Source organism: Drouetiella sp., assembly GCF_059504425.1.
On sequence record NZ_JCACIN010000128.1, the window covers coordinates 1 to 11,003 of the forward strand.

Here is an 11,003-nt window from a genome sequence, read left to right on the forward strand (position 1 = left end):
TAAGAGAAGAAAGTGCCTTTAAATTCACACGCCTATGTAATTGACATTTCACACTCCTTAATAGCCCTCAGGTGCAGCGTGTTTATTTAGATGAAATTGAGTTTCCCGATGCACAGCCCTTGGGGATTCAGCTCATGCTGCTGACGATCGCTCCAGATGATCAAGCCATTGAACAAGCGCGACGGCTGATTGCGAGAGAAGAATCTGCAGAGTCTCTCTCTAGAGAAGCGATAATTGAAATAGCGACGACGATCGTAGTTTACAAATTTACCAATCTGTCCCGGAATGAGGTTGAAACGATGCTAGGAGTTGGTCTTGAGCAAACTCGATTCTTTCAAGAAGTGAAGGAAGAAGGGCGCGAAGAAGGACGCGAAGAAGGGCGCGAAGAAGGACGCGAAGAAGGGCGCGAAGAAGGACGCGAAGAAGGGCGCGAAGAAGGACGGCTAGTTGCCAAATTAGAACTGGTGCCCCGAATGTTGGAACGAGGAATGAGTTGTGAAGAGATTGCTGAATTACTTGGCTTAACGCTGGAGCAAGTGACGCAGACAGCTCAACCTCCTGTTTAAACTTTTCCAAGCGATAGCTTTTCTAATCAGTAACCTTGTTGAGCGGCAGCGTAAACCAGAAGGTCGTGCCCTCGCCAAGCTGGCTTTCTACACCAATCTCGCCATCATGCGCCTGAATAATTTGCTGACAGAGGTATAACCCTAGCCCCAGCCCCACAGATTTAGGTTTTTGCTCACCTCGAAAGTATGGGTCAAACAACTTGTCACACTGATTGGGATGAATCCCTACACCATTGTCAGTTACGGTGCAGCGAAGCCGATCGCCTTCTAGGTGAGCTGCCAGCGTCAGAGACAATCCTGATGGATTGTGCTTGAGGGCATTGGCAATCAGATTTTGGTAAACGCGAGAAATCTGGAGGGCATCGGCATCAATCAGCGGCAGATCGGCAGAGATGCGATCGTCTAAATTTGCCTGCTCTTTGTCCAGAATAGGTTGAAGATCGGCGATCGCACCCCTCACCACCTCACTTAACCTCACAGGCTGAATTTGAAGCGAAATGCCCCAGATCTCAGCGGCATGGGTATCAATTAGGGAGTTAATCAAGTCAAGCTGATGCTGATTGCTCTCTGCCATTCGGTCTAAAACTCTGCGGGGCAGCTTCAAATCATCCCCCGGCTGATTTTTAAGATTGCTTAGCACCAGCGAGGTGCCAATCACGGGGTTGCGTAAATCATGAGACACGGCATGGAGAAACAGATTGAGCTGCCGCCGCAGTTCCGCCTCCAGAGTTTCTAGCTGCTCGTTTTTCTGCTCTAGCCCCTGAGAATACTGCTCTAGCTGCTGATGCGATTGCCTGAGCTGGTGCCGCATGTGGTTAAAAGCATCGCTGAGAGTACCCAACTCCTTGGGGGTATGAATCAATACCTGCCGATCCCAGTCGCCTTGAGCTAAAGCTTTCGCAGCGTGGCTGAGTTGACGAATCGATCGCGTAATCCAGCGATTAATAGAAGTGCCAATCGCGATCGCCACCCCCAATGCCAGCAGACACAACAAAGCCGTATTTTGGGTATTTTCGTTGATCTGCGCCATAAAATCTTCTTGGGGCACCACCACAACGACCAGCCAATTAAGTCCCTGAAACTCAGAGCGGAGTTCGCCAGGGAAGGGAAAGGTTCTGACAAATCGGCGATTGCTCCCCATCCACAGATCGGGAATTTGGCGACTGTTGGTGCTGTTAATACTGCTGAAGCTGCCAAAGATTTTTTGCAGATGCAGGGCAGTAGCACGAGTTAAAGGATCTTTGCTCTGCAAAACGTCGAGATCTTGGCTGGCTGGCTGGCAAAGGCTTTCGTTTTTGGAGGAGCCAATCAGTTGAGCGATCGGGTTACCTTTGGCATCTTTTGCGATCGATCCGTCAGGCTTTTTCCCGTTGGGCTGCAAAATAAACACCTGTCCTGTGTTGCCGACCTTCAGGTGACGCAAAAACTCGCTCACGCCTGACAGGCTGAGGGTGGCATCGGCAACACCAATTAGGTCGCCCTGCTGACTATAAATGGGGCGATCGACGGAGATAATCCAGTCGTTGTAGGGCAATAGTAAGTAAGGATCAACCCAAACCATCGCACCTGTTTGGGCAGCACGCTGATACCAGGGTCGGTTGCGCGGGTTGTAGTCTGGGACAGTATCCAAAAAGTTTGTCCTTCTGCCCCAAGGGTTGACTTGCCAAATGCGCGTAATGTTGTCTCTGCGACGATCTAAAATCGTAGTCTCAAGATTGCCGCTGGGATTGTATCCCAGATCGATATAATTACCTGTCTCGCTTGCTAGAGCAATATAGGTCAGTTTGCTAGGAGGAGGGCTAGGGCATGTGGATGGTTCAGCCTGACGCTCTTCTCCATAGCGCAAACTATTCTGAAGATCGTTAAATTGCCAGAATTGACTTTGAAAATGGCGCTCTAGAGTCGGAATATCCTCCAAATCTAGGAAGCCCAAACGGACGGCATCGGCGTTAATTTGAGTTACAAGCTGCGGCGCTTTGAGGTAGTCTCCCAGCTTTTGCACAACTCGATCGCCCACCTGCTGCTCCAACTGCCCGACTAAATCTCGCACAGCATCTTGCCCATTAAGATGGGACAAGTAGCCCGTTAGCCCTACCACAAAAATAATTTGCAGCACAAACGGGACGATCAGAACCGCCCGCAAAGGAACTTTTCTAAAAAGCTTAGCTAACCCACGAGTCGGTGAGAACTGGAACATGCGATCGCCCTAACGCAGTCTCTCCTACTTGTTTATATCTGATGGTTAGGATAAGAGATAGCCCAAATCTTGGATAACTTGTAGTAGAGCTATATCCATTGCATCATGCTTTGTGCTATCAGGGGCAAGCACAGAGCCAACTTCAGCCACATCGACCCATTGCCAAGCGCTATATTCTTCAGCGTCAAGGACGATTGCTGATTGCTCAACCTCCGTCAATTCAATGTGATAAGTGAGATTAAGAGTATGGACACCGTTTTGTCGGGGCAGTTGGTAGCGCTCGGCAAAGCAGGTCGAGTAGACGCCAATATACCGCAGACGATCGCCCGTCAAAATCAAGTGCGCCTCTTCTTTCGCCTTACGCAGAGCCGCTTCTATCGGAGTTTCTCCCGCTGCCATTCTGCCACCAATAATCCACCAAGAGGAGCGAGGCGGACGATGGCGCTGGGCTAATAGCACCTGGCTTTTATGGGTAAAAACGAGATCGGTACAGGCAACCACCAGATAATCCAGAGCAGCACTGTAGACTGGCAGGGGGAGACGATCGCTGGGTGATACCGGGTTAACCCGACCTTGCTCTTGAAAGTGCAAAACATCCCTGTCGTTTCTTAACGTCATAGATTGCACCGCCTCTTAAAATCGGAACGGTGGGATTTGAACCCACGACCCCTACTACCCCAAAGTAGTGCGCTACCAAGCTGCGCTACGTCCCGCTGCACTTTTCAGCGCTTTACAAGCATAGCATTCTCAATGCAGTAATTTGTTGCATTTCCAGCCAATATTTCGGTGTTGCTGCCTCTGGAAACAGATCGTTAAAAGACTCTTAGCATCTGCGCCGCCTGAGTCAATTCTGCAACGGCTGCTTCAGACCATGCCCCTTCGACCCGTCGCCCGGTAAGCAGCAACAGCCGTAGACTGTAGGACTGAGGAAACCCCTCTGCCTCTAGCCAAAGGCGATCGCTCTCCACTTCACAGCTAATGCGCTCCTCATCCATTAGCTCTTTGCCTATCTGCCGCAGCGTTTCAGCAAGCTGCACAATCAGGCGGCAAAAGTCTTCTAACTCCGCTTCTGTTAACTCAATTGCCCAGTCTGCACCGCCCACTAGCCCTCGAAAAACTTCGGCATCCGCATCCCATCCTAACTGCCAACCTTCTCCCTGTTTAACTTGACGAGCCATTGCCTTCAAAGAGGGTCAGAGGTATAGCAACCGCCAAGGCGGTTAGGACGGGGACATTTATGGTGGGGCGCTTCGCGCCCCACCATAAATGTCCTAAGCAAGCTGCGACAGCTATAAAAAGCTTAGGGAGTGAGCAGCAGATTCGCGTCTCCAGGACGTGGCTCTCGACGAGGAGAACTCGGTGAGACAGAAGGGCTAGGGGAGACAGAAGGTTGACTTACAGGTGAGCCGCCAGATGAATCGGCAGGGACAGCAGGGGAAAACGTAGTGACGAGCGCCTGAACGAGGGCATCGCGCTGAACTCGATTAAGCTTCTGAATCGCCGCCCGATCGCCCTCTAAAGGGTTGGTTCTCAGCACATCAGCACCGGGGTAGATGGAGGAGGATATGCGCTCATTAACGCCTAGGTAATCTGCCAGGGTCAACTTCCAGTCCAGTCGATAAAGGGGCGATCGCCCCTTGGTTGTTGTGTGGTATCGAATCAGGCGGCTAATTAGGGTGCTGGTGGAAACTTCTCGCGTTTCTTTGTTGACGTATTGGTCTTCGAGCGGCAAATCGGGCATAAGCTGGTAGACCTGCCGCCACAATTCTCCGGTTCTCATGACGGGCTGGGCAAAACCACCAGACTGTAAGACTGCCGAAATCGCAAACAAGCTCAGTGCAGCTAGCAGAAAGCTTGTGACTCGAAGGCGATACCTGACTGGTGGCTTGCGCATAAGTGATATCGCTTTTGGGGCTACTCGCCGATGATTTCGGGCTGGGTTAGCTCGTCCGACATTTCGATGATGGCGCGGATGACGGGCTTCATTTTTGGATCATCTAGGCTGTCGAATTCTTCAAAGCGGCGGCGCTGTGCCCGATTTGCGACCTGTACCGTAATTCTGTAGCGGTTTGAGGCTGCACCAATCAAGTCTTCTGCACGACGCATGAGCTGGCTGGTATCCAGTGCCGATCGCTTAAGGGCGGAGTGTTGTTTCACAGGAAGTTACGACTATGGGTTAATTGTTCCTAGTTTAGCAGGAGCCAACTAAACAGTTGGACAATCAGATTTAATTGGCTTCCTCATTGGCTTTCTCAAGCGTGGCTTACTTTTTAGCCCGTGTCTTTTTAGCTTTGGGAGTCTCGGTTTCGCTGTCTGCCCCGTTGAGGGAAAGAGTCTCTGCCGAAGTTTGCAGGTGGGCTTCCAAGAACCAGAGGCGCTTGTCGATGGCGCGAGAAATCTCAGTGTATAGATCAGCCGTATCTGCATCGCCTAGTTCATCGGTGGTGTCGATCGCCTCACGTACTTCCTTAGCGTACAGAGCATAGCGATCGGCAAGCGCCATTACATGGTCTTGACCGTTTAGGATATCGAACGGAAATTCTGGCAGAGTCGAGCGACTTGCGGCGGTTCGCGCAGTTCCCATTGCCATACCGCCCAGAGCCGTTACCCGCTCTGCAACCATATCAATATATTCTTCTAGCTCTTCTGCCATTTCATCAAACAAGCTGTGGAGCTGAAAGAAATCCATGCCTTTGACGTTCCAATGGGCTTGCTTGACCTGAGTTTTTAGATCTAGCGTAGAAGCCAAAGATTGATTGAGAACTGCAATGACCTGAATTCGCAGGTCTTGAGGAAGGTCAATGCGGGTCTGATGCATTTGTTGACTGCGACCGTTACTACCCATATGGCGATATCCTGATGTATGAGGTTAAACAATCATTAAGCCATAACCATTGTTGAAAATGTGTACAGCGTATAGATTTTCAATTAATCTCAAGATTTAATTGGGTTTAGACTTGGCTGAAGTCAAAGCTGACCCGTCGAGGCTTGACTAATCTCAGGGTAGAGTCCACCAGGCTTGCGCCACAATATCGCTCAGTACCCGACGAGCGTCTCGATCGAGAATGCTATCGTCTGCCAGAACTTCAGCCGTCAAGTCTTCTAAAGACTGACCCTTTAGACGAGCGATTTGCACCACACCCGCGATCGCCGTGGCAATTAATTCTTCGTTCACTCGCCTCTGGCCAAGCGCTACTATTTCTTGAGGGCTAGCTGGAATGGGATAATTCATTGCTGATGCCTTAAGGAGAGCATTCCCCGATAATTATGAGAGCGATGTAAAGTTTATTAAGAACAGCGAATGTACCCGGAAGTTTAACGCATTTCCCATATATGTCAACCTGTTTCTACAGGAAATTTACTATCTTTTTTGAGAAAATTAATCGGAGTTTTAGAATTTAGCGATGCAAGAAATTCTTTATATAGAGGTTCCAACGTCAGATACGGCAGCAGTGCGAGATTGGCTGCATCAATTTTTGCCAGGTGGAGCGATCGCCAAACAAGTTACGCCAGATGGCATCCGCCTCACCTATTCAGAACCTCTATCCAGCGAATCTCTACCTCACGCTGTGACTCCATCAACGTTTGGTCAGTCGGCAACGTCCACCGCGATTCTACTGAAAGATCAGTTGCCCTCAGAATTGTCCCCAGAATTGCCTTCAGAGCTATCGATTTTTGTGTGGTCGCTACAGCGCACAACCTATCTGAAGGCATTTCGTTGGGCAAAGCAGCCTTTGCCCCAAGAGCGCAAGATTTTGCAGCAGATGACGCGGGGGCTACGCGATCGCTTTCCTAACCGCTATCCTGAACCTCCGGCGATCGACCTGACGCAGCAGACTATTTTTGAAGCGTTGGGCGAACGCTATCCCAAAACGGTGCATTATTTCCAAGAGATCCCGAACGGCGAGTATGACCTGACTCGCGTCTATTGGTGGGAGCAGCGCTGGCGTGAAGGGGTAAAAAATCCCCAGCAGCCAAAGCAGGTGATCTTTCGTCAAAAAGGCGGCGCACCAGATTTTTCAGCGCTCGACTATGACCTGATCTACATTGGCGGCGCTCTGGGCGTGGTTCATAGCGCCATGATGGCGCAGTTGGGCTATCGGGTGCTGCTGATTGAGCGGATGCCCTTCGGCAACATCAACCGCGAGTGGAATATTTCACGGGGCGAGTTTCAAACCTTGATCGATCTGGGATTGTTTACATCCGCCGAGTTTGAAAGCGTGATTGCACGAGAATATGTGGATGGCTTCAACAAGTTTTTTGATGCCAACAATCCGCCCCAGTCCAAAGCGGCGGTTTTGCACACGCCGACGGTACTGAATATTGCGATCGATGCTGAGAAATTCCTGAAGCTCTGCGGTGAGAAACTGCGATCGTATGGCGGCGAGATCTGGGACGAAACTGAGTTCTTTCGTGCCGATGTCGGGGAGAAAAGCGTCACCATTCAGGCAAAGCATTTGCCGACTCAAAAGGCGCGGCAGGCATCCGGTCGGCTGCTGGTTGACGCTATGGGCACCGCTTCGCCGATCGCTTGGCAAATCAACGGTGGGCACGCCTTCGACAGCGTTTGTCCGACCGTGGGTGCCGTAATTGACGGTGGCTTTGAGCCGGGAGTTTGGGATGCCCTTTACGGCGACGTGCTAAACAGCCACGGCGACATTTCGCGGGGACGGCAGCTCATCTGGGAATTGTTTCCGGGCAGAGGCAACGAGCTGACCTTCTATCTGTTTCATTACCATCAGGTGCATCCCGAAAATCCGGGTTCGCTGTTGGAAATGTACGAAGATTTCTTCACCATTCTGCCAGAGTATCGCCGCTGCGACATGGGCAAGCTGAAGTGGCGCAAGGCGACCTTTGGCTATATTCCGGGGCATTTCAGCATTCGGGGCAACGATCGCACCGTCGCCTTCGATCGATTAATGGCGATCGGCGATGCGGCTTCTCTTCAGTCGCCCTTGGTATTCACCGGATTCGGCTCTCTCATCCGCAACCTGCCTCGCCTGACGGATCTGCTGGATACTGCCCTGCGCCATGACCTGCTGAAGGCAAAGCATCTTAATCAAATTCGTGCCTTCCAGAGCAATATTGCCGTCACTTGGCTATTTTCTAAGGGCATGATGGTGCCCACCGGAAAGTTCCTCGCACCTCAGAAGGTGAACTCCATGCTGAACACGTTCTTCGGCATTTTGTCAGATGAGTCGCCAGAGGTTGCCGATCGCTTCATCAAAGATCGGGCGGGCTGGGTGCCATTTAACCGCATGGCGATCAAGGCTGCTTGGCAAAATCCGGCTTTGCTGCTGTGGATCTGGGAACTCGCCGGAGCCAAAGACCTGATTCGCTGGGTCGGCAGCTACCTCAACTTCAGTTTCAGCGCCCTCATGAGCTGGCTATTTTCCTGGGTTCCCCGCTTGAGCCGCAACCTTCAGCCTTGGCTAGAGCCGCGTTATCCGGCGCTGTGGTTTTGGCTGCTGACCCGTAGCTATGCCCTAACTTACGGTATGGGCAAACCCCAAGACAGCTTTGTGCAGGTACGCGGCAAGGCGCGATCGCCCCAGCCTCAACCTCCCGTACTAGCAAAACCTTTGGGCGATCGATAAGGTTGAAAACTGGGTAATCCTGAAACAGGGTTCGCCGTACAGTAGCAATGCGCGCAGAATCTTTGTGAAGTTGGAAGAGAGGGGAGGGATCGCTCCTCACACTCTTTTAGCGCACCAGCACCATCATACATAGCGCTACGCGCTCAGATCCAATGAGTTATTTTTTGAGAGCCGCCTCACCAACTTAAAGTAGTATCAGATCGATTGTAGTAGTGCATACTTCAAAATCAGACACATTACTCTTTAAAAAATAAGAAGAGATTGGAAAGTACCTCTGTGGGGAATATCAATCTGAGATTGCACTTAATAAAATAATTGTATCTAGAGAAAACCTCTTGGTTTACAGCATTTTCAATTGCATAAACCACAGTTATTTTGTAGAAGCCTCGCTCCGCGAGGCTTCTACAAAATAATCCATACTGAACCAAGCGCAGAGCGCTGTAGGTGCTACCGAAGCAGGTAGTTTCAACATTTATACAGGAATAGAAAATGGGTAGTCAGCAGTTTTCGTGGGCAGTCATTCTTTGTAGTTTCAAAGGAGGGCAAGGCGACGCTAGCATCGAGAAATTTGTACGTCAGGCTTTTACTCCTGGAGCGGGTGGTTTAGTTGAGTATTGGCGTGATATTTCTCTAGGATCAGTTGATATCAGCAGTAGTAAGGTGTTTGGCTGGGTTGAGCTTGGGATTACTCGACTAGAAGCAGGTGGAAAAGGCAGAACTGCTCTTGTGAATGAAGCTAGAAAAGCAGCAAAGAACGCCGGGATTGATGTGGAGACAGGGTTTTTTAGCCAGATTGCGATTTTTACTCATGATTGGTCTCGTGATGATATCGATCGTAATGGTCCTAATCGTTACGACTACTGGTTAGATGGTAGCTCGGATGGAAAAACAGTTTCAGCACCACCTCATGGACACAGTGGCAGTTTTCTCGCTCACGAAATGGCTCATGTTCATGGCTTAAGCCATGATTATGCTGCTGATTTAAAGACTGCATATGGCGATCCGTTTTGCATTATGAGTGCTATGAACGTCAAATCTTTCAGTCATTCTACTATCAGTAAGCCTTTCGGGCCATCGTTATGTTTACCGCATTTAATTCAAAAAGGATGGATAGATATCAGCCGAGTTTACCGTGATGATGGCAATTGGATGACCCAATCTAGCGGAATAACTTTGCCTTTAGCAACAGTGAATGATCTAAGCGCTCGTGCCAATTTGGGAATCAAACTTGCTTATAGTTCTAATCGAGGCATCTGGGATTACTATCTGGAATTTGTGAGACCTATTAGTTGGAACCAAGGATTTAATGACTCTTATCTTCTGGTTCGACGTATGTTTGCCAGTGGTGAAGGAGAAACATCTGCCCTCTTAGGAAGTATAAAGATTCCTTCTGAAATAAAGGTTTCGGTTGATTTTGTGGAGCCTTTGGGAAATGTTTTATTTCAAGTTGAACAGTTTGATACTGATGGCAGGATTGTAAAAGTAACAGCACAGAAACTCAAGCTACGCCCTGCCGTTAGTGCAATTAGCACCGTACCAGGAGGCACAAGTCTATTTGTAATCGGACTAGATGCTCAAGTGTGGAGTCAATACTTTGACCCACGTCAAGAAAATCCTGTTTGGTCAGGCTGGTTTCCATTGAGTGGACGAGCATCCAGTTTGAGTGCAATCAGCACCGTACCAGGAGGCACAAGTCTATTTGTAATCGGACTAGATGGTCGAGTGTGGAGCCAATACTTTGACCCACGTCAAGAAAATCCTGTCTGGTCAGGCTGGTTCCCGTTAGGTGATAACGTTTTCCCACAAACATCCACTGTGAGTGCAATCAGCACCGTACCAGGAGGCACAAGTCTGTTTGTAATTGGACTAGATGGTCAAGTGTGGAGCCAATACTTTGACCCGCGTCAAGAAAATCCTGTTTGGTCAGGCTGGTTTCCATTGGGTGGACAAGCATCCAGTTTGAGTGCAATCAGCACCGTACCAGGAGGTACAAGTCTATTTGTAATCGGACTAGATGGTCGAGTGTGGAGCCAATACTTTGACCCACGCCAAGAAAGTCCTGTCTGGTCAGGCTGGTTCCCGTTAGGTGATAACGTTTTCCCGCAAGCATCCACTGTGAGTGCAATCAGCACCGTACCAGGAGGCATAAGTCTATTTGTAATTGGACTAGATGGTCAAGTGTGGAGTCAATACTTTGACCCACGTCAAGAAAATCCTGTCTGGTCAGGCTGGTTCCCATTGGGTGGACAAGCATCCAGTTTGAGTGCAATCAGCACCGTACCAGGAGGCACAAGTCTATTTGTAATCGGACTAGATGGTCGAGTGTGGAGCCAATACTTTGACCCACGTCAAGAAAATCCTGTCTGGTCAGGCTGGTTCCCGTTAGGTGATAACGTTTTCCCACAAACATCCACTGTGAGTGCAATCAGCACCGTACCAGGAGGCACAAGTCTGTTTGTAATTGGACTAGATGGTCGAGTGTGGAGCCAATACTTTGACCCGCGTCAAGAAAATCCTGTCTGGTCAGGCTGGTTTCCATTGGGTGATAATGTTTTCCCTTATGATGCAGTGGTTTAACATAGACGTTAGCTAACAATATGCCCTGAGTCCGACGAAGTCAAGGGAATCGATTCTGAACTTGTG

Annotated in this window: 9 protein-coding genes, 1 tRNA gene and 1 pseudogene; 3 read left to right on the forward strand and 8 right to left on the reverse strand. The window is 49.7% G+C overall.

Annotated features, from left to right (window positions below; translation table 11 throughout):
* Positions 1 to 62: 62 nt before the first annotated feature.
* Positions 63 to 566: pseudogene (locus AC5JMP_RS27950) on the forward strand (DUF2887 domain-containing protein); the annotation flags it as partial.
* 22 nt (positions 567 to 588) lie between these two features.
* Here the strand turns inward: AC5JMP_RS27950 and AC5JMP_RS27955 are convergent.
* From AC5JMP_RS27955 to AC5JMP_RS27990, 8 genes are all read right to left on the reverse strand, one after another.
* Positions 589 to 2,763 carry an ATP-binding protein gene (locus tag AC5JMP_RS27955; RefSeq protein WP_495854782.1) on the reverse strand — a complete coding sequence of 725 codons (2,175 nt, stop codon included), beginning with the start codon at positions 2,761 to 2,763 and terminating at the stop codon, positions 589 to 591.
* A 45-nt stretch (positions 2,764 to 2,808) separates the two neighbouring features.
* Complete coding sequence (locus AC5JMP_RS27960) at positions 2,809 to 3,381, reverse strand: NUDIX hydrolase (RefSeq protein ID WP_495854783.1); 573 nt, start codon at positions 3,379 to 3,381, stop codon at positions 2,809 to 2,811.
* A gap of 21 nt (positions 3,382 to 3,402) precedes the next feature.
* Positions 3,403 to 3,476 (reverse strand) — tRNA-Pro (locus AC5JMP_RS27965).
* Between the two features lie 99 nt (positions 3,477 to 3,575).
* Entirely contained in the window at positions 3,576 to 3,941 is a 366-nt protein-coding gene (locus AC5JMP_RS27970; protein ID WP_495854784.1) for a DUF1818 family protein, read from the reverse strand.
* Between the two features lie 122 nt (positions 3,942 to 4,063).
* Positions 4,064 to 4,657 (reverse strand): hypothetical protein, encoded by a 594-nt coding sequence (locus AC5JMP_RS27975; protein ID WP_495854785.1) that lies wholly within the window; start codon positions 4,655 to 4,657, stop codon positions 4,064 to 4,066.
* 20 nt (positions 4,658 to 4,677) lie between these two features.
* Positions 4,678 to 4,920: a DNA-directed RNA polymerase subunit omega gene (locus AC5JMP_RS27980; RefSeq protein WP_495854786.1), complete on the reverse strand. Its 243-nt coding sequence runs from the start codon at positions 4,918 to 4,920 to the stop codon at positions 4,678 to 4,680.
* A gap of 106 nt (positions 4,921 to 5,026) precedes the next feature.
* Positions 5,027 to 5,608 (reverse strand): DNA starvation/stationary phase protection protein Dps, encoded by a 582-nt coding sequence (gene dps / locus AC5JMP_RS27985; RefSeq protein WP_495854787.1) that lies wholly within the window; start codon positions 5,606 to 5,608, stop codon positions 5,027 to 5,029.
* 153 nt (positions 5,609 to 5,761) lie between these two features.
* Positions 5,762 to 5,995 (reverse strand): hypothetical protein, encoded by a 234-nt coding sequence (locus tag AC5JMP_RS27990; protein WP_495854788.1) that lies wholly within the window; start codon positions 5,993 to 5,995, stop codon positions 5,762 to 5,764.
* Between the two features lie 172 nt (positions 5,996 to 6,167).
* Between AC5JMP_RS27990 and AC5JMP_RS27995 the strand changes: the two genes are divergently transcribed.
* Positions 6,168 to 8,360: an NAD(P)/FAD-dependent oxidoreductase gene (locus AC5JMP_RS27995; protein WP_495854789.1), complete on the forward strand. Its 2,193-nt coding sequence runs from the start codon at positions 6,168 to 6,170 to the stop codon at positions 8,358 to 8,360.
* Positions 8,361 to 8,849: 489 nt separating this feature from the next.
* Complete coding sequence (locus tag AC5JMP_RS28000; RefSeq protein ID WP_495854790.1) at positions 8,850 to 10,937, forward strand: PLL family lectin; 2,088 nt, start codon at positions 8,850 to 8,852, stop codon at positions 10,935 to 10,937.
* The last annotated feature ends 66 nt before the right edge of the window (positions 10,938 to 11,003 follow it).